The following is a 23,724-nucleotide window of genomic DNA, read 5'->3' as shown; positions in this document are numbered from 1 at the left end:
AATTAAATAAATTTGCAGATTAAAATATCCCCATTTATGAGACATTCTTTACAATCGACGGCATTTCGGTCAACTGTTTTAACGCTTACTTTACTTGTTTCAATGCTGTTTTCACGAACGGCAAACGGGCAGACGTCTACACTGGTGATAAGTCAGGTATATGGTGGTGGTGGTGCAACTGGTGCGACATATCTAAATGACTTTGTAGAATTGTTCAATCCTACCACAAGCACAATTACAATCACTAACTGGAGTATTCAGTATGCTGCAACAACGGGTACGAGTTGGGGTGTAACAACAATTCCTTCTGCCGTAATTGCTCCAGGTAAGTATTATCTGATTCAATTGGCCAGTGGTGGTGCAGTAGGTTCCTCGTTACCTACGCCCGATTTAACTGGATCAACAAATATGTCTGCCACTGTTGGTAAAGTTGCTCTTTGTAGTAATACTACAGCGTTAACTGTGGCAAATCCATCAGGTGGAGCACTCGTTGATTTAGTGGGGTTTGGTACTGGTACTAATGGCTTTGAAGGTGCCGGACCAACTGCAACACTCAGTGCTTCGTTAGCTGCCATCAGGGCATCGGCAGGATGTACTGATAATAATAGTAATAATACTGATTTTACTACCGGTACGCCTAGTGCGCGTAATAGTTCATCTTCAGCCAATATCTGTGGCGTTACAAATTATTATTGGAGTGGCTCGGGAACACTAAGTTCTACTGCTAACTGGGGAGTAAATACAAATGGTACAGGTACAGCACCAACAAATTTTACTAATTCTGGTCAGACTTTTAATATCCGTAATGGAGGTACACCTACTTTAACTGCTAACTGGACTGTAACCGGGGGAGGTTCAAAGATAGTGGTAGAAAATAATGACCTTACAATCCCATCTGGTTTTAGCATCATAGGTAAAATAGATGTGAATAGTGGAAGAACTTTGACTATATCAAATGCTACCACGCCAACGTTAGGTACACTTAATGCTTCAAGCACGGTTATATACAACAATGGTACAGCGAACACATTGAATTTCATTACAACCTACGGTAACATAATATTTGATGGTGCAGCTACTACAATTACCGCTCCTCCTGTATACAACAACATGAGATTTGCGGGTAGCATAACATTAACGAATAGTGCAAGTTTTAATGCTCCGTTAGCTAACCTTATTCCTGTTTCTTCAAGCGCACAAACGCTTACAGGTAATTCCGGTTCCTTCACTATAGATAGCTTTATAAGTGTAGCCGGAACTAAAACAGGAACATTGACGTTGGCATCTGGTACCACAATGACTTTAGCTGGTTCCCTGAAAATGGATAATACCGGTTCTCCCAATGTATTTAATGATGGTGGTAATACTATTAATGTAAAGGGGTATGTCATTACAGCCGGTAACGCCGCTGGATATTCATTGTCTGGTACTATAAACGTTGTGCCGACAGCAGCCATGTTGTTTATGGGATCTGCAACTACCCTTGGTGGTGTTGCGGCATTGCCTAATGTTACTTTGGGTACATCTGCCAGCCTTTCTTCATTTGTAGGTACAAGTACTGTCGCCGGAAATTTATCAATTGCCAGTGGCTACACCAGTACGCTCACTCTGGGAAACTTAAGTATTGGAGGTAATTATACCTGGTCGCCAACAGCTACAAAAGTTGCTTCCGGTGCCAATGTTACTTTTAACGGAACAGCTCAGACATTTTCAACTGCAGTAGCTGCAGGCCACGTCTTTTCTACTACTACAATAGCTGCTTCTACAGGTCTTACCGCAGTTACAAAATATAATACTGGTGATTTTACCTGGAATAGTGGTTCACTAACTGTAGCACCGGGCACTACCACTGCTGTTGGAACAACATTCTCGGTAACTGGGGTATTCTCCGGTTCTTCAGCTAAGACATTGCTTGGTCGTGGTACAATTGGCGATGTTCCTACAACAACTAATCTTAATGGTGGTTTGCTGAAACTGACTGGCACGAGCACCGCGACAAACGGCATTACCGTAGGTAGTGCAACTACGCCGTTTAACAGCGCAGTATTAGATCTTACGAGTGCAGGTGCATGGAATGATGTTGCTTCAAACAGCATCTCTATCAATCCTTACAGTCAGCTTTACATGACCGTTGCACCTACAACAGCAACCAATTTCCCTATATCATTAAAAGGTATAGGTAATAATATAAGTACTACCTATGGCCTGGGGGCATTAAAAACCGCTGCTATTATTACGTTGGCTAACCCTGTTACAATAGCTGCTGACGCAACTATCAATGCAAGTGCAGCGCTTACATTATCCGGCCCGATCACTTTTACCGGCCAACTCACAAAGAGGGGAGCTGGTCTTATGACAATTGCCGGGTCTTCAACTTCAATTTCAGGAGCGGGTGGCTTTAAGCTGAGTGAAGGTGCTGCTACAGTACTTTCAGGTTCATCTCTGGGCTCTGGTCCCCTGGAAATTGCGGAAGCGTCAACAACTACTTTGACATTAACACTCAACAATACGCAAACTGTTTCTGAATTGAGCAGTTCATGGACAAAAGTTTCTGGTAATCAGGTAAATGTTTTGAACCTTGCTTCTGGGTCAGCATTGACTATTACACAAACTTCAAATACGACTTTTGGTGACCGTACCGGCGTAACAAGTTTAAAGAATACGATCACCGGTCCCGGAAATCTTACAAAATTGGGCTCCGGAGCACTAACGCTTACCAGTGGTGCTCATGCACACACCGGCTCTTTGACTGTTGGGGCAGGAACATTTACTCTTGCACCTTCATTAACTGGAAGTACATTTGCCGATGGCGGTGTTACCGTTAGTGGTGGTGCGCTTGTTGTCACACCGGCGGCGTTAACTACGCTGGGGTACACTGGTGGTATAGTGGCTTCAAGCGGTTCAATGACGGTGGTAAACTCAGTATCGTTAACTTTAGGAAGTCTTACGGTTTCAGGTGCTAATGTCACACTTACCAATGGCGCAACTTTACAGCAGAACGCTTCAGGAAGCCCTGTTGCCATATCCAGCGGATCGCTGACGATAAATGGTTCTGTTGCAGCAAGTCTTGGTTTGGGCGGTATTTCCGCATCAGGTGGTACTTTTAGAGTTGCGAATACAGCTGGTGTTGTTACACTGGGAAGTATGAATATTTCAGGTACTTCTGTAACGCTTGCAAATGCTGCCGCAGTAACACAAGGAACTTCGGGAACACTTACCATGTCATCGGGATCATTGAATATTACAGGAGCTGCGACAGTTACCTTAGGTGCAGGTGGTATCACGTTGTCGGGTGGTGTATTAAATATTTCACCGTCAGCACCACCGGCTACCCTTACATTTACCGGAGCCACTGTTACATTGTCAGCGCCTACTTATCTAAGTGGTGGTGCCATATCTACAGGTGGTATTGGTGGAACTACCATAATCAACTGTGGAACAGTAACACTAACGTCTAACAGTACCATTACTCTGGGAACAGGTGCAGCACACTCTATTAAATTTGGAACATCTGCTACCGGCTGGACCGGTGGTGCATTGCTAACTATACGCGGCTGGCAGGGTTCATTCCAAAGCGGTACTGCTGTAAGCACGAAAGGAAAAGTATTTTTTGGTACAGCAGCCGGCCTTGGTGCCAATCTTGCACAAATCAAGTTTGACGACGGTACATATGTATATGACGCATTACAGTTGAGTACGGGCGAGGTTGTGCCAAAAGCATTTATAACTACAAATGCACCTTCACCAGCTGGTCCATATTATAATGACAACCCTATTGCCCTCACAGTTGGCTATACCTATACAGGGCCTACACTACCAGCAGGTACTGTTTATACCGTAGAAGTATCTGACATTGCCGGCTCATACGTTTCACCTATTGCCAGCGCCAGTAGTACGGTAAGTCCTATTGCTGTTACTATACCATCACTTACTCCGGTGGGTACATACAAGATACGCATATCTTCAAGTTCACCTCTTGCCATAACGGGTACAGAACAGTCGTTAGTTCTTGTAGGCCACCCACCTATAATAACTGCGCTTAGTGCTTATGCAGGGGTGGCACCAGGTCAGACAATTTCTATTACCGGGTCTAATTTTAATATTGTACCAAGTTTCAATAAAGTATCGTTTGGTGCTACCGGAGTAAATGCCGATACTACTTCTACCATCAGTACGCTAATTGTCACTGTTCCTGTAGGTGCAACTGCGGACCTTGTTACGGTTAATGACATTACAACGCATTTGTCAGCTAATTCACCAAAGGTTTTTGTACCTGATTATAAGAATGAATATTTTACAACAGCACAGACATTCCAGACACCAGTTACATATGCCACCGATTCCAGTACCAATTTCGGTTTTACGCCGTGGAACAGTGCGGTGGGTGATCTGGATGGTGATGGTGATCTTGATCTTGTAGTGCTTACAGGTAAACTTTCTCCTGCAACATCTTACATCGCAACCTATGAAAATATTGGGACGAACGGTGGCTCGGCTGATTTCTCCACGTCAACTTTCCGTCGTGTTAGTTTCAGAGCATCATCTGCAATAGGAACTTCGGTTAAGATTGCCGATATGGATGATGACGGCAAGCCGGACGTGATTGTATCTTCAATCAACTCGGCTGCTATAAACGTATTTAGAAACGTTACAACCGGTTACAGCACAACGTTACACGGTGCCATTACATATGATACCCGTACAGATGTGAGCTATAACCCGCGTGCCGCAAATGCACAAAAGATCACTATCGCGGATTTTGACAAAGATGGCAGACCGGATATCGCAGGTGGTTGTTTTGGTAGTAGTGGAACAGGTACAAATGAAAGTCGTCTGGTTGTTATAAGGAACAAGACCACATCAGGAGTTTCTTTCGGTACCGCAAGTGCTTTTTTCGATACAGTAACATATACCTCTAATAATAACACTGGTGCCACGGGCTCAAGTGCTTGTTCGGGAGATTTTACCGGTGATGGTAAAATTGATATTGCAATGATAGACCAGAACAGAACCGGTGCAGGTACAGTATCAATATTCAAGAATACATGCCCATCGGTAGGAACGATATCTTTCACCTTGCAGTCTGGTCCACTTACTACCGGAATAGGTGCGGCGGATATTGCGACTGCTGATTTTAACGGAGATGGTTCTTTGGATCTGGTTGTGAGTAATCAATTATCAAGCACAATTGATGTTTACTTGAATACCAATGACACTACAGCACCATTTGTTGCTACTCCTTCTTACTCAATGACCGGATTGACATATGCCGGCCCATCGGGTACAGTTTCTCTTGCTCCTGCTGGTTTGGCTGTTGCTGATATGAATGGTGATGGAAAGGTGGACGTGATTGCAGTTAGCTCTAATAATGCTATTGGTGGAGCAACATCTGACACAATGCTGATTTATACAAACACTACTACTCTTGTTGGTACGCCGGCCTTCTCTGCTCCTTTCATTCTTCATACGGGAGGTAGTGCAGCCTCTGCCGGTGTAATTGTAGCAGACCTAGATAAGGATAAATATCCTGACCTGATCGTAGCGAATATTTCAGATAATACTATTTCTATAATCAGAAATAAGCCAACTTTAAATATAGGTTCGATCACAGGTGTTCCTACGCCATTGTGTTACCTGGCTACTACTACATTGTCTTATTCAACGGCTTCTATAGGTTCTCCTTATACAGGTTCTCCCTTGCCTACCGATCTTTCGGGACAGTGGACGAGTACTGACCCTTCGTTGGCTACCATTAATTCGTCTACAGGAGTAGTGCAAGGTCTGGCTTTTGGAACACCAACCATCAGCTACCAGATCACTGTGACAGGAACGAATTTAAGCGGAAGTGCTTCCAATACGCTCACAGTTAATAAAGTGGATATCAGCCCAGACGCTGCCCCTGCTTTATGTATAGGCGCAACTACTTTGCCAATAGGATATTCTGCAGTTGATGGAACACCAACCAACTACAGTGTTGCATACGATGCTACTGCATTGGCTGCAGGATTTTTAGATGTTTCAAATGCTGTGTTGTCTGGTGGTACTATAACACTGGTAGTGCCAGGTACTGCGGTTGCAGGACAAACGTATCATTCATCAATAACTGTATCAGATGCAAGTTGTACCAGCACACCAGCATATGATGTCGCTTTCAACTCTTACGATCCGCCAACGGCGTCAATCGGTGCATCTACCGCTACTCCTTGTAACAATCACTACGCTGAAATTTTATTTACCGGTACGATTGATGCTAGCTTTAATTATTCTGTAGATGGCATTACTGCTTCGCCAGAGGTGCTTACCGGTGGTGCGTTTACACTCGCACTTCCACATGTTACGGCAAGTCATGCTTATGTATTGATAGACGTTCAGGATGTACATTGTACAACTACTTACAATACTACACAGAATGTTAGCCCTATAAGTATGAATTGGGTGGGTGGTGTAACCAGCCATACTACGGAATGGAATCAGGCAAATAACTGGACTTGTCTGGAAGTGCCGGGAGATACTGACATAGTACACATTTCAAACATTACTCCCCGCCCTGAAGTATTAGCTGATTCTATTGCTAATGCATTAGATATAACATTGCTTTCCGGAGCAACACTAACCTTAAATACCGCATCAGTATTGAACGTTAAGGGTAATGTTTCGAACAACGGTATTGTAATAGGCGCAGGTACAATGATTATGAACGGCACGTCTGCTCAAACTATTGATGGTATCGGTTTTGTAGACCGTCTTACAATCGACAATAGTGCAGGGGCTACTATCAACACCGGCGCACGCGCGACTGTGAAATCTTTGCTTACCGTTAATGCGGGAGACCTGGCTACGAATGACAGCCTTGCTTTATTCTCTGATGCGAATGGTAGCGCAAGGATAGGTGAGATTCCTGGTGCAGGTGCATCAATAACAGGAAAGGTAAAAGTATATCAATACATACCTGCAGGTTATCGCCGTTTCCGTTTCTGGGCACATCCATTCAGTGACACTTTGTCATTGAGCCAGCTACAGTTTTATATGGATATCACAGGTTCAGGTGGTGCAGGTAATGGATTTACTACTACAACTACTAACGCCCCTTCTGCTTTCAGACTTGATCCATTTACTGAGAATTCAAGTCTAGGCTACGATCCGGGTTGGAAACCAATTACTAAGATCAATGGTACAGCCGCAGACTCTAACAAGTTGAAGCCGGGTCAGGGATTACGTTTATTTATGAGAGGTGCCAAGGGCGAAGGTTTGATTGGATTCCCATATATAATTCATGAAAACACTGTTGCTATGATCGGTAATGTTAACCAAGGCACAAAGGTAATCACATTGAACAGAGGGGCAGGGCCAGATCCTACTCTTATGGATTTCAACATGGTAGGTAATCCTTTCGCATCTCCGGTAAATATTGGTGCTGCTTTGTGGAACGCAAGCGATCTGAATATGAGTGGTACCGGCGATATTACGGGTGCCGCTGCTTATGTTTGGAATGCTTCACTCGGGGTTGCTGGTCAGTTCCAGCCTGTTGATATTGACGGTTCTAACTACTTCTTACAAGCAAATGCCTGCTTCCAGGTACGTGCCGCAGGCAACAACAAACACATTACTTTCACTGAGAGTATGAAGTCAGATACTGTGACTACGCCGTTATTCAAGCAATCTTCTTCCGAACATCTGACGTTGAATATTTATGATGCAAATTATCATATGTGGGATATGTGGAAGTTAAGGTTTAACAGCGCGGCAAATGATGCTGAAGATGCTAAGTATGATGCCGTTAAGCCATCTGGTGCAGATTTCAATTTCTACAGTATGTCTGCTGATAATAAGAAAATGGTTATTGATGCTCGTCCGTTTGTAAAGGACGCTACGATTCCACTTGGTATATCTAGCCCTTACAAGCAAGACTTCATTATCAGGGCCGACGATATGAAGCTGGCCGAAGGTACTGCTGTGTTCCTGCACGATAAGATGCTGAAGAAATATGTAGAGCTGCAGGCAGGTACTGAATACAGGTTTACTGTTTCTAACGACAAATCTTCGCAGGGCAATGACAGGTTTGAGATTGCTATGAAGCCTGCACAGGTAGTTGCTACCGGCTTCAAGGTAACTATGGCGCCAAACCCTACATCTGATGATGTTAAGATATCGTTCACTTCTAACAAGAAGGACAATGTATCTATCAGAGTTATGGACATGTCTGGTGTAACAGTTTACACTCAGGATCTGGGTGCTGTACAGAATGGCAACACCGTAGTTTCTCTTGGTAAGTTTGCTTCAGGAATATACATGATAGAGCTTACTTCGGGTACTGAGCATTCAATACAGAAGTTGGTTAAGGAATAATAACAAGGAACATTTTTAAGAAGCCGGAAGCACATTATATGTGCTTCCGGCTTCTTTGTTTAGTGCCATTATCTGTCTTTCATTACCGGTAAGGTGGCGGCTGTAGAAGGCTGTTCACATATTGGTTTGTGGTAAGAATAATGCGGCACGTGGTCAAATTGACCAACAGAATTTTGGCTGAGAATCTTTCAATTATAGTGCATAGATCGTGCTGTATTTTCACACTTTTTACCGTGGCTTTTATGGTATCTACACACTTTTAGACAACCGTTTTCTGAGGTGGATATGACTTTGTACCATCTCGTTTTGACCTGCAAAATTGCATGCTATTCGTTACTTTTTTGTAAGTGATCTAGTGTATATAAATGTATGTACCTCAATATCTTTTTGGGATAGATATATGGTTGCATTTCAGCATTCTATATAACGGTGGTGCTCGTTTATGCATGTTGATACACTCGTTTTAAGTGCAATTCACTCCATTTTTCGATGTTTTTACGAATTAGTTATCCACAAATGCACGTTTTTTTGGATTTACAATAATTTTTCGTATGAGCTACTATTTTCCTTTCAAATATGCGCCAATACTCATTTTTGTGTCTTGCATAAGCAGGCTGAAAACGCACTTACACATGTAGATAAATGTAACCCAAATATTTTTAGTTGTTTTTTCGTTAATGGTTGTTTTTTGATATGCATTATGCATTAACTTTGGTTTATAACTAAAAGCTAATAATTACGTAACAAATATTATATCGGCTATTTACAAACTGTTGATAATCATATGTTGTTGTAAAAACTAACTAATAGGTATTATAAAGGTTACATTGTTTAATAGTTATAGATATTATTTACTGAAAATTAAAAATTCATAACAATTATTTGTTTTTAAGTTTATAATTCTATAGTTTGCGAATAAATTCTACACTCCGTCCTTTCGGGGTGTTAATTATTGTTTAAAGTATACCCATTTTGAAGAATTTAAAATTTGTGAGTATGAAGAAGATATACCTCTTTCTCGTTGTTAGCTGCCTAACCGTTTTTACAGGTTTTGCGCAGAGTTCGTTTTACAGTTTTGCTCAGTCATCTACGACTTACACAGCTGTTACAACAGGCGATCCGCTGTATGTAGCGCTCCTCTCATCGTGGGACGATGGAACAACTTCTACCACAATACCATTTGCATTTAATGTGATGGGAACGGCATTTGCTGCTAATGCCAATGTTTTTGTTTCATCAAACGGCTATATTGAATTTGGTGGAACAACAAACTATACGTACACGCCTAACACGACTAATACTGCGGGTATTTTTACGATAGGGGCGAATGCTCAGGATCTACAGTACAATACTACCGGCGCGTTGCCTGTAAGAAAGTCTGTATTGGGTACTTCACCTAACAGAATATTTGTTGTGGAGTGGCCTAACTGTAGGCATTATGGAGGAACGCAGGTATGGAATTTTCAGATCAGGTTATACGAAACATCTAATATGATACAGATGGTGTATGGGTCTTTTACAGGGAACTATGCTACTCTCGCAGGTTATTGCGGTATTTGGGGGCCAAGTGCTACAGCCAATAACTGGGTTGGTCGCTCTGTTTTGACCAGTGGAAACTGGAATAGCTCTTCTGCTTCTACATCCCGCACATCGGCTGCTGTTGCTGCTATGGTTTCACAGATAGCCGGTACAACTCTTCCTACTTCAGGTCTTACATTCTCTTATTGCCCTGCTGTTACCGCTACTGCTACACCAGCCACGTTGTGCGAGGGTGCAACGCTTGCACTTACTGCCAACACACTTACTGGTGCTACTTATTCATGGAGTGGTCCTAACTCATTTAATGCAGCTTCACAAAATCCTTCCAGCTTTACTGTTGCTCCTGCTAGTGCAGGTAGTTATATAGTTACAGCAGCGCGAGGAAACTGTACGGTTACCGGAACAGCGCTTGTTACAGTTAACCCTACACCAAGTGGTGTAGCGAGTTCTACAGGTTCTTTTACATTTTGTAGTGGTACAGCTATTACTTTATCGGCAACACCATCTGGTGGAACCTGGAGTGTTGTTGCCGGTGGTACCGGAGCGGCTAGTGTAGTTGGTGCAACTGGTAGATATACCGGAACATCTGCGGGTACTGTTACCGCGAGATATACAAGTTTGGCCGGGTGTGCGGTCGATCAGACAATAACTGTTGCTCCATTGCCAACAACACCAACTGTTACCCGGAGTACTACCTACTATTGTAGTAACAATGTCAATGGACCCGTAACGCTGACACCAGCAGGCACAGGTACATCATTTGTTTGGGCGCCCGCAGCTTCTTTAACATCTTCTGTTAGTTCTTCGGGTAGTCCTACGGTGGGGGCGAGTCCTTCAGTCACTACTACCTATACGGTTGTTGCTTCATTAGGTAGTTGTACGTCAACAGCTACATCGACAGTAACTTATGACCCGGTGCCAACATTTATAGATGTTACTGTTGGCGGATCCGTTCCATCCGGTGGTGATACTGTGTGCTATCCAGGTACTGTTTATTATTTTGCGGCCATGACACCTAGTCCTTTAGTGTACGCATCCGGAGCACTTGGTAGTTATTCCAGTAGTGATCTGGCTGTTGCCACAGTGGGGTCTGCCACAGGTACAGTATATGGTGTGTCTACCGGTACTGCAATTATTTCATATGTCGATGCCGGCTGCTCGGTTACTTTAACTAAGCCGGTAATAGTAGCAGGCGTCGGTTTTACATTGTCTGCTTCACCGTCCACGGCTAATTATTGTGCTACGGGTGCCGGCATAACTTTAACCGCCACTCCTTCTGGTGCAGGTGCTACCCAATTTTTATGGACTGATGGTGCAGGTGGCACTGCCGTTGGGTTAAGCAGTACATCAACAAGTACAGTGGTTTCAACCCCTTCGGCCGCAACTACTTATTATTATGTATTTGCGACCAATCCTACTTCACAATGCCATGCACAGTCGGGTTTAGTGACGGTTAATAATGTTACCCCGGTTATTTCAGGGGGTACTGTTACTATTTGTCAGGGAGCAAGTACAACCTGGTCAGCAACTATGGGTGCCGGTACATGGTCGAGCCTTAATACTGCCATAGCAACGGTTAGCGCTGCTGGTGTTGTAACTGGTGTGCTCTCCGGTAGTGGCGGTGTCGCAACTATTCAGTTCGTCAATACATCATCTGGTTGTATTGTAACAAGAGATATAAATGTAAATGCTACTCCGGTTTTGAGCGCTACACCAGCAAGTGCTGTAGTTTGCGGCGGAGTAGGTGTAACACTTACTGCATCGGGCGCACCAACTTATTCTTGGGCACCTAATACCTCACTATCAGCTACAACGGGTTCAACGGTCTTTACTACCGCTGCAAGTGCCATTACCTACACTATAACTGGCACATCAGTTGCCGGTTGTACCAGCACACTTACTAAGGCAGTGGGCGTGGGTACAGGTGTTGCAGTTCTTGCCGCAACTACATCTGCTTCTGTTTGTCCGGGTGGTAATGTTACCCTTAGCGGTGCCGGCTATTTTACCAGTGGCACCAGCTACACAGTTACAACTATTCCATTTAGCCTTGCAACTTTAACGGGTGCGGCAGTAACATCAGTTAGCGGAGATGAAACAAACTCTGCTGCGCTGTCTTTGCCATTTACCTTCAATTTCTTCGGTACTAACTATACTACGTTCTCTTTGCAGTGTAACGGTTTCATGACATTAGGTAGCACAATTCCTGCTACTAACTATAGTGCTTCCAATCTTCCTAATACTGCTGCGCCTAGGCCAGCTATAATGATATTTGGCCGAGATCTTAATGCGGTTACAGCCTTAAGGTATGAGACATTTGGTACTGCGCCTAACCGTAGTTTTGTGGTTTACTTTAAAGATGTAAGTACATATGGTTCAACAGACCTTGCGTTTGATGGTCAGATCATTCTTTATGAAACGATCAATGTCATAGACCTGATGATTGCCCGCAAGTCATCAACATCTACTTGTAATGTTGGTATACAGGATGCTACAGGTACACTATATGCAAGTCCGTTTGGCGCTGCAAGCGTTAACGCTACAGGTCTTACCAATACCGGTTACCGTTTCTCTATGCCGGTTACTTCACCTACATACGCATGGACACCTACATCTGGTGTTACATCTACAGCGGGAGGTACTACAGCTGCTACTGTTTCCTCTCCGACTACTTATTCTCTTACGGTTACCAGCACAGCAGGTTGTTCAGGTACAGGTACAGTTGCAGTAGGTAATTATCCATTGCCTACGGTTAGTATTTCTGCAGCTACACCTTGTTATAATGTACCAATGACAGCAAGTGGTGCGGTTTCCTACACATGGGCACCCAATACTACTATAAGTGCTACAACCGGTGCTACTGTTACTGCCACTCCGGTTACTGCTATTACTTATACTGCTACAGGTACAAGTGTTAACGGTTGCTTAGGTACAGGTACTAAAACTATTAATCCTGTGCCGGTTATAACAGCATCATCAGCTACTTATTGTAGTTCAGGATCACCGGTTGCTATTACCGGTTCAGGTGGTTCTACTTACACATGGGCTCCATTTGCTACTTTAAGCTCATCTGCGGGTACTTCTGTAAATGCTTCACCGTCAGCTACCACTACATACACAGTTACAGGTACTACAGCTGCTGGTTGCGTGGGCACTGGTACAACTTCTGTTACTTTCAATGGTGCTACTACTGTTATTACCGGGCCTTCTGCTACATTGTGTTTACCTGGTTCTATGAATCTTACACAGGGTGGTTCAGGTGGTACATGGTCTAGCAGCGATCCTTCAGTGGCTACTGTAGATCAGGCAGGTGTGGTTTATGGTGTTATTGCTGGTTCATCAACAACCATTACTTACGACAATCCTACTTGTGGTGGCAGTGCTACTTACCTTGTCAATGTGGCAAATGGTGGTTTCACTGTTTCAGTAGCTACACCATCTGGTACGAATTATTGCAATTCCGGCACTGCATTGCCACTTACTGCTTCTAATACAGGTTCGGCAATCAACTACTCTTGGAGTCCTTCTTCAGGATTGGATGCCACAAATACAGCATCTGTAAATGCCAGCCCTGCTGCTACTACTACTATTTATACAGTAACTGCTTCAGACGGTACATGCACTAATAATACAACTGTTACCATTAATAATATTACACCTGCGCCTATCAGCGGTGGTGTAACAGCATTGTGTACAGGTTTCTCTACCACCTGGACTTCATCAGGTGGTAATACATGGTCTTCAAGTGCACCAGCTGTAGCAAGTGTTAACTCTTCTACAGGTGTTATAGCTGCTCTTTCTATTGGTACAGCTACTATTACTTATACTAATACTTCTACAGGTTGTTACGTTGTGCGTAACATCACTGTCAATGGTAGCCCTTCATTGGCTGCAAGCCCTGCTACCGCAGCAGTTTGTAGCGGCATTGGCGTTACGCTTACGGCATCTGGTGCATCCACTTATTCATGGGCACCTAATACCAGCTTGTCTGCTACTACAGGTGCATCGGTGGTAAGTACTGCCGGTTCTGCCATCACTTATACTATTACCGGTACATCTGCAACAGGTTGTACGGCTACACTTACTAAATCAGTTGGTGTAGGCAGCGCAGTTTCTGCTACTGCTACAGCATCGTCGTTCACGGTTTGCGCAGGTAGTCCTGTTACGCTTACCGGTGCAGGCTACATTGCTTCAGGTACCAGCTACACCGTTACATCTGTTCCATTTGCGTATAGAACGCTAACCGGTGCTGCTGTAACATCAGTTAGTGGAGATGAAACAAACTCTGCTGCACTGTCTTTGCCATTTACGTTCAATTTCTTTGGTACTAACTATACTCAATTCTCATTGCAGTGTAATGGTTTCATGACATTGGGTAACGCTATTCCGGCAACTAACTATAGCCCTAATAATTTACCAAGTAATGGTAACTCTAACCCAGCTATATTACTTTTCGGAAGAGATCTGAACGCCTTGACAGCAATACAATATGAAACCTTTGGTACTTCACCAAACCGTAGTTTTGTAGTTTATTTCAAAGATGTAAGCACGTTTGGTTCTACTGACCTTGCATTCGATGGTCAGATCATTCTTTATGAAACAAGTAATATTGTCGATCTGATGATCGCCCGTAAATCAGCAGTAAATACCTCTAACGTAGGTATTCAGAATGCTGGTGGTACGCTTTATGCAAGTCCTTTCGGAGCAGCAAGTGTTAATGCTACAGGTCTTACTAATACCGGTTACCGTTTCTCTATTCCACTTACCGGTGGTACTTATGCCTGGACACCTACATCAGGTGTAGCGTCTACAGCTTCAGCAGTTACTTCAGCTTCAGTAACGGGTACTACTACCTATTCTGTAACTGCAACTAACCCTACTTCAGGTTGTAATGCTACTGCTACTACTACTGTATATAACTACCCTGCTGTGTTACCATCTATCACACCGGCCACTGTTACAGCATGTATAGGTGTATCCACTACATTGTCTATCGATCAGGTTACTGCAGGTAGCGGTACATGGTCTCATGGTTCATATGGTGCTATCGCTACTGTCAATTCATCAACAGGCGCGGTAACAGGTGTTTCTGCAGGTACTGCGGTTATTACTTTCACCAATCTTTGCGGTACTACTACTACAAGAAACGTGGTGGTTAATCCGGCACCTACCGCTATTAGTGTTACGCCTACTGTTACTTCATTATGTATGGGTGGTACTGCTACCCTGTCTAATGGCACACCAGGTGGTACATGGACATCTTCTAGCCCTACCGTTGCAAGCATAAATGCTTCAACCGGTGTTATAACTACTATTGCTGGTGGTAGCACCACATTTACCTATGCTACTGGTTGCGGTGCACCTGCTACTATTTCATTCTCTGTTAATGATGCTCCTGTTGACATTACGCCATTAACTACTGTTGATGCGTGTATTGGTCAGACCACTACGTTGTCTGAAGCTTCACTGGGTGGTACATGGTCTCATGGTGTATTTGGTTCTATTGCTACTGTCAATTCATCTACCGGAGTGGTAACGGGTGTATCTGCGGGTACTGCTACAATCACTTATGGTAATGGTTGTGGTGCTGATGTTTACAGAGATGTAAATGTTAACCCTGCACCTGGTGCAATAGGCGGCTTCGGTACTATTTGCCAGGCTACCTCTGCTACCTTAACCAACTCATTACCTGGTGGTACATGGGTGAGTAATAATACGGCTATCGCAACAGTTGATGCCACTACCGGTGAGGTAGGTGGTGTAGCCGGTGGTACTACTACTATTAGTTATGTAACTACTGGTTGTAACGCCGTAACAGCGTCTGAAACCATTACACCGTTGCCGGCAGCTATTGGTGGCGCATCAATAATGTGTACTTCTAATACTACTACTCTTACTAATACAGTACCGGGCGGTGCAAACCCTTGGTCATCTACATCTGCAACAGGTAGCGGTAGCATCAACACTGCTACAGGTGTGCTTACCTCTACTGCTTCGGTTGGTACGGTTACTGTATCTTATACAAACACTTGCGGTTCGGTAGGAAAAGTAGTTACCGTTTCTTCTACTCCTGCATCTATATCAGGTACTACAAGTCTATGTGCTTCAGGTACACCTACAGTATTGTCTCAGAACTTTAATGATACAGTAGGCCAGATACCTTCTGGTGGTCTTTGGACTATCAGAAGCTATGGTTCTAATCCGGCTTCTACTAATAACTGGAGATTAGTTCCGGCATCACCTACAGCAGGTACATGGACCAATACCACTGTTACTGGTGACGGTAGCAACTTCATTGGTGCAAATGCCGATGCTGAAGGTAGTGGTACTACGATCAAATCTTATATTACTTCGCCTACGTTCTCTACTGTAGGTCTTACAACTGCAACGCTTACATTCAATGAGTATGGTTTGTCTAATTCTGTTTGGGATGCGGCTTTGTTGATCCAGTATACTACAGATGGTGGTACTGCCTGGAATAACCTTGCTTCTTTCTATGGTGGTTCTTCAGGAGCTACTTCATGGACTGCGGGTACGCCTAACTATTCTATAGCTATACCTTCAGATGCGGTTGGCCAGCCTAATGTTCAGATCAGGTTCTACTACCAGTCATCATGGGGCTTCTATTGGGCTATGGACAATGTGAAGATCATTGGCCCTTCAATTGCGCCAACTTCTACACTTACAGACGCTACGCCTGCAGGTGCCACTCCTTGGAGCTCTGGTAATACTGCCATTGCAACCATCAACAGTAGCACAGGTGTAATGACAGGTGTTGCCGGTGGTACAACTAATATTACATATACTACTCCTTGTGGAACTACATTTACCCCGGTAACTATCAATGCGGCGCCTGCGCCGGTAGGTGGTAGTAGCTCGGTATGCGTAGGTGCTACTATTACTTTAACTAATGCTTCTACAGGTGGTACATGGAGCAGTCTTAGCCCTACTGTTGCAACAGTTAACCCTTCTACAGGTGCGGTTACTGGTTTGGCTGGCGGTACTTCTTACATTGCTTATGGTAGCAGTTGCGGTGCATCTACTGTTAAGTTGGTTACTGTAATTGCCGCACCAACCGCTATTACAGGTTCTACTGCACTTTGCCCTACAAGTACAGGTAACCTTGGTCAGTTGTTGAATACTGCAACTGGTACATGGTCATCTGCTACGCCTGCTGCTGTTACAGTTAACTCATCAACTGGTGTTAATGGTGCAGCCGGTGCTTCAGGCACATCTTCGATAATTACGTTTACAGGTACTTGCGGCTCTGCAACAACTACAGTTACTGTAGGTGGTGGCGGTGCTACGGCTCCTATTGTTGGTTCTACTACGTTATGTGCGCCTTTGGCTACAGCTACCGATGTATTGATCAATAACTTCAATACATCATATACAGGATCACTTGGTGGTACATGGAACATGAGCGTAAATGCAGGTAACTTTGCCTGCGGATTCAATCGTACTACCGGTGGTGGTATTGGTGATGGTTCGGTTTACCTGGCCAGCTCGCCTACAAGTGCGCCAGCTTCTGGTGCAAATGTTGAGTTGATCACGCCTTCATTCTCTACAGTTGGTATGACATCAGCTACCGTTACATTCAATCATTATCTGGTATATGCTGCAGCGGTGAGTACTACCGTTGACTATTCTACTAATGGTGGATCTAGCTGGACTACGATAACAACCTACAGTGCAAGTACTGGTACTACAACATGGTCTTCTGCGACGCCAAACGGTAGTGTAACATTACCTGCCGGTGCATTGGGTAACGCTGCTACTTTGTTAAGGTGGAAGGCTTCGGGTATTTCTGCTGGTACAGGATCTCTTTGGTATCTTGATAACTTTAAGCTTCAGGCTAAATACGCTCCTTCAACTGTGTATACTGATGCTACTCCTGGTGGATCTTGGTCATCGACCAATTCAGCAGCGGCTACGGTTTCAGGTGGTACTGTGTTTGGTGTTGCGGCAGGTTCTTCTAATATCAGCTATACTACATCATGTGGTGGCGTTGTGAAAACGATCACCGTTACACCGGCTCCGGGTTCTATCACAGGTGCTTCAACTACACTTTGCGCAAGTACGTCTATGACGCTGTCAAACAGTTCTGCTGGTGGTACATGGTCTAGTTCTAATACATCTGTGGCTACAGTTAACCCATCTACCGGTGTGGTAACTGGTGTTGGTACAGGTACAGCAGATATTACTTATGTTACTGCTTGCGGTACGCCTCCGCCATATACTTTAACTGTATTGGCTCAGCCGGCAGCTATTGTTGGTGCTACTTCATTGTGTACCAGCTCTTCTGCTACGCTTACCAATACCACTACAGGTGGTACATGGTCTACTACAGCGCCTACCGTTGTGTCTATCAATGCTTCAACCGGTGTTATGACGTCGTTCCTTGTTACCGGTACACCGGTTACTATATCTTATAACAATGGTTGTACCGCTGCTACTTCGTCTGTAGTAGTTTCTGGTTCACCTGGAGCTATTTCTGGTACTACTACATTGTGTGTGCCTTCTACAGGTACTACTACGCTGATAGATCAGAACTTTACTTCACTTACTGGTGCTACAGGTGGTACATGGTCTGTGGTCAACACTTCAGGAAACAGTACTTCTTATTTCCAGATCGCTGCATCTCCTGGGTTCAGCGGCCTCATCACCGGTGATGGTACCAACTTTGCTCAGGCAGTGCCTAATACTTATGGTTCAGGTGTTGCGGTTACAGAGTTAAGGTCTCCTTCATTCTCTACTTCAAGCATGACTATAGCTACAGTTTCATTGAACCTGTATTATAGTGCATTGTCTGGTGATGTGGTTACACTTGATTACTCTACTAACGGTGGTAGTTCATGGTCTAATCTGGCGTCTACCGGTGGTACTACATTTGGTACTGCTACATGGACCTCAGCTACACCTACTTACACTACTAATCTGCCTGCAGCTGCTCTTAATCAGTCTAATGTTATGCTTAGAGTTTACTATAGCTCTAATGGTGGTAACTGGATGGGAGTTGATAATGTGCTGGTGGTAGCGAATAAATTCAGAACATTGCTTACAGATGCTACCGCCGGTGGCTCATGGGCAACTACTGCAAGCTCAATTGCTTCAGTTAACGCTTCTTCAGGTATTATGACGGCTGTTGCCGCCGGTACCGCTAATATCTCTTACACAGCTTGTTCTGCAAGTGTAGGTACACCGGTTACTATCAAGGGCACACCTGGTGCTATCACCGGTATCTCTTCTTTCTGTATCGGTGCTTCTATTACTGCAAGTAACTCTGCAACTGGTGGTACTTGGAGTGTTGTTAACACTGCCGTAGCTACTATAGATGCTAACACTGGTCAGTTGTTTGGTGTTGGTGCGGGTACTACTACTATCAGCTACTCTAACGGTTGCGGTAATGCAGTAGGTACTTCTATCACTGTTAAGGCTCCTCCTGCTGCTATTGTTGGTGCGTCTTCAATGTGTCCTACTACTTCTTCACCTGCATTTACAAGTACTACCAACCTTACCAATACTGTTGGTGGCGGTACATGGAGTACAAGTGATCCTACAGTTGCTACAGTTGGTTCGTTCTCTGGTGTTGTTACGGCGGCCTTAACAGGTGTGTCTGGTAATTCTGTTACTATCACATATGGTAATGGTTGCGGTACTGATGCTATTAAAATCATAGACATCGATGGTACTACTGACCCTATAGTTGGTGCAAGCACAATATGTTCTTCTCCTTCGCCACTTGTACTTACAAGTTTCGAAAGTGGTGTTCCTTCTACTTCAGGTTCTCCTGTTGATGGTTGGAGCTATGTTCAGGGTGTTGGTGCTGCAAATGGTTATTTCAGTTCTATGGTAGGTGCTTCTACTACAAACCCTACAAGTGGTGTGCCAACAGGTGGCGGTACTAATGTGGTTATGTTCGGTAGCAACACTATTACTGCAGGTAATACTGCTGCATTGGTTTCTCCTGCATTCGATCTTACAGGTGCAAATGGTGGTCGCGTAAGCTTCTACATGTATCGTGATGGAACTGCTGGTGTAGCGTCTAACTACGATAGTATCGCGGTTTATGTAAATACTACACCTACTATTGGTGGTACAAGAATCGGTAGCGTATGCCGCTCTAGAACATTAACTACTGCCTTTACCGGTACAGTTGGTGCTGCAAGCTGGCAGAAAGTTACCTATACTATCCCTGCTACTATCTCTGGTGCTACTAACTATGTAGTTATCAAGGGTGTGAGCGCAGCGGGTAACAATATGTATCTTGATAGTCTGATGATCAGGAACAATACATCAGTTACAACATTAACTGATGCAACAGCAGGTGGTACATGGAGTACTTCAACGCCTTCGGTTGCTACAGTTACTGCTACCGGTATTGTTTCTTCGGTTGCTTCAATAACATCTTCTTCTACAGTTACGATCAGTTACACTGGCGCATGCGGTGCTCCTGTTGAAAATGTAATGACAGTTAACCCAACTCCGGGTACTAACACAGCGGGTGCTACTACATTATGCCCTGGTGGAACTACTACAATGGCTAACACGAATACTGTTCCCGGTGGTGCATGGTCATCATCTAATACAGCGGTGGCTACTGTGAATTCATCTACAGGTGTTGTAACAGGTGTTGGTGCTGGTAGTGCTATCATCTCTTACACTGCTGGTTGTGGTAATCCTGGTATTACAGCAATAACAGTTAATTCTTTGCCTACTGTTTCTCTGGTTACTTCATCTGCTACTACGTTGTGTGCTGGTTCAGCATTCACACTTACAGCTGGTTCTGTAACTGGTACAGGTGGTCTTACTTCATACAACTGGAGTGGTCCTGCAGGTTATGCTACAACTGGTACTGCTACTGCAGTTACATATACTGTTCCAGATGCTTCTGCTACCGGCCAGTATAGCCTCACGGTTACTTACCCAGGTGCAGGTTGTACAAGTGCTCCGGTACAAACAGGTACAGTAACTGTTAATGATTATCCTGTTGTTTACAATGTTACCGGTGGTAATGGTTGTACCGCTACAGGTATAGCGGTTGGTTTGAATAACTCACAGACTTCTGTTATCAACTATTCATTGATCAAATCGCCTTCTACGGTTATAGCTACACAAACAGGTACTTCAACAACACTTGCGTTCGCGCCGGTGACCGCCAATGGTACGTACTTTGTGAAAGCAACAAGTGCGGTAGGTTGTATAAGTACAATGAATGGTGCAGATACTATCAATACTACGCCTTCTGCATCAGTAAGTGCTGCTATGCCAAACATCTGCCAACCTACTGCTTCTGCATCGATTGGTATTAGTACAATAGTTGGTGCGCCTACTACATATAGTGTTGCATGGGATGCAACAGCATTGTCTGACGGCGGATTCAGCAATATCTCAGGTGCTACTTTGTCAGGTTCATCTGTTACATTGATCTACAATCCGGCAGGTGGTGCAGGTTCATTCGATGGTACACTAACACTATCTAATGCTGCTTGTACAAGTGCTCCTTATCCGGTACATACAATCGTTCATTCTAATCCTGTTGTTACAGTATCTGCAGTCAACGTTCCTTGTATGGGTTATGCAGGTAGTATCGACTTCACAGGTACTGATAGTGCTACAGTTTCTTACAGTAAGGATGGTGCAGCTGCAACCAGCTTCACATTCAGCGGAACTACGCACAATCTATCTACTGGTTTGATAACTTCTGCTCATAACTATCTCATCATCGATGCGCACAATGCAGTTTGTACTACTACTGTTGGTACAACTATCACTATCGATCCTACGCCTATGGCTTGGGTAGGTGGTACAGGCGGTGCAGGTCATGAGTCTGAGTGGAACAGAACAACCAACTGGAGTTGTGGTTTCGTACCTACAGTTGCTGATGATGTATCAATTCAGGCAGCTGCATTCAACCCTGTAATACCAAGTGCCTTTACAGCAACTACAAGAAATCTTACTGTTAGCAGTGGTGGTGTATTGGTTGTTGATGGTTCTGGTAAGGTTGAAGTTGGCGGTTCTTATAACAATAGTGCTCAGGTACTTGGTGCTGGTAAGGTTGTCTTGAATGGTGCTTCTGCTCAGACAATCACAGGTATTGGTACTACCAACAACCTGGAATTGAACAATAGCAATGGTGCAACGATTAACATAGGTTCACGCATGATTATCGGAAGTACTATCACTATCACCGTAGGTACGCTTACAACAAATGATAGCCTTGAGCTGGCCTCAACAGACACCAACTCTACTGCACGTATTGCTGAGATACCTGCTTCAGGTGCTGTAATATCAGGTAAGGTAAAGGTTGACCAGTATGTAATGGGTGGTTTCCGTAGATACCGTTTCTTCGGTCATCCGTTCAGCGATACTATCCTATTGAATCAGTTACAGCCGTATATCGATATTACTGGTCCTGGTGGTACAGCAAATGGTTTCAGACCTACTGCTTCTAATGCGCCTTCTGCTTACAGACTTGATCCTTACGTAAGTAACTCGTCTGTTGGATACGATCCGGGTTGGAAGCCATTCACTAAGATCAATGCAGGTGCAGCTGATTCTAACATGGTACATCCGGGACAGGGTATTCGTCTGTTCTTCAGAGGTGCTAAGGGTGAAGGTTTGGGTTATGCAGGATGGGCTGGTGCTTATACACCATCATCTACAACATTCAAAATGATGGGTAATGTAAATCAGGGTAACGTTTCAATTCCGTTGGCACAGGGTGTTTCCGCAACACTTCAGAGCTTCAACATGGTAGGTAATCCGTACGCTTCTCCCGTAGACATGGGTACGGTTATCTTTAATGCTAGAGCAGCAGGACAGGTAATGGGTGGTGCATTCTTTGTCTTCGATCCTGCAATGGGTGCTGGTGGCCAGTTCGTATCAGTTAACCTTGGTGGTTCAGCAGTTCCTTACTATGTACAGGCTAACACTTGTATCCAGGTACAGGCTGATCATGATGGTGCTCATATTGACTTTACTGAGTCTGACAAGTCTGCTTCAACATCTAACTACCTTTATAAGACTCCTGTACAATACACTGCTTTAAGTGTGTATGACGAGAAGAACCACATATGGGATATGTTGAAGATCAACTTCAATGACAAGGCAACAGATGAAAACGACAGAATGCTGGATGCCGCTAAGCCTATGGGTGCAGCTGATTTCAACTTCTACACTAAGTCTGCCGACAATCTGAACCTTGCAGTAGATAGCCGTCCGTTCGTAGCAGAGAAGGTGATACCTCTGGGAATAGCAAGTGGCTACCAGCAAAACTTCATCATCCGTGCCGACAACGTAGTTGTTCCTGCAGGTGGTTCATTGGTTCTTCATGACAAGTTGCTTGAAAAGTATGTTGATCTGAATGCAGGTACAGAATATCCATTCACTATCGGTAAGGATAAGACCACACAGGGTGATCGTTTCGAACTGGCATTGAAATCTAATGTTCCTGCTGCAGTTAAATCACTTGCAGTAACTATGACACCAAACCCAACAACTGACGATGTTAAGATCAGCTTTACATCAGGTAAGAAAGAAAAGGTTACAGTGCGTGTTATGGACATCAGTGGTGTGAGTATCTACAATCAGGATCTGGGCGTACAGCAGAATGGAACAGTAAGCGTTCCGTTGAGCACATTCGCCGCAGGTATCTACATGGTAGAACTTACACAGGGTGAACAAAAAGTAACACAGAGATTGGTTAAGGAATAATCAATAACTGTTTCAATAAACAAAGGGCAGGATACTCAATGTATCCTGCCCTTTTTGCTTTTGGTTGAAGTCTGTTTTGGATGGTAGTATGGGTGGTAAATACATGGTTGGCTAAAAAGCAAAAAG

Annotated in this window: 2 protein-coding genes; both read left to right on the top strand. The window is 44.1% G+C overall.

What is annotated here, in order from left to right; translation table 11 throughout:
- The first annotated feature begins 36 nt into the window (after positions 1 to 36).
- Positions 37 to 8,346, top strand: coding sequence for an FG-GAP-like repeat-containing protein (locus tag CJD36_RS05970; protein WP_105038225.1), 8,310 nt, complete (start codon positions 37 to 39; stop codon positions 8,344 to 8,346).
- Between the two features lie 996 nt (positions 8,347 to 9,342).
- The gene (locus tag CJD36_RS05965) at positions 9,343 to 23,598 is read left to right on the top strand and encodes an Ig-like domain-containing protein (RefSeq protein WP_105038224.1); all 14,256 of its coding nucleotides are present in this window, start codon (positions 9,343 to 9,345) and stop codon (positions 23,596 to 23,598) included.
- Positions 23,599 to 23,724: the final 126 nt, after the last annotated feature.

The sequence above is a fragment of the Flavipsychrobacter stenotrophus genome (assembly GCF_002954265.1).
Classification (GTDB): Bacteria; Bacteroidota; Bacteroidia; order Chitinophagales; family Chitinophagaceae; genus Flavipsychrobacter; species Flavipsychrobacter stenotrophus.
This window is presented reverse-complemented; position numbering and strand designations above follow the sequence as displayed.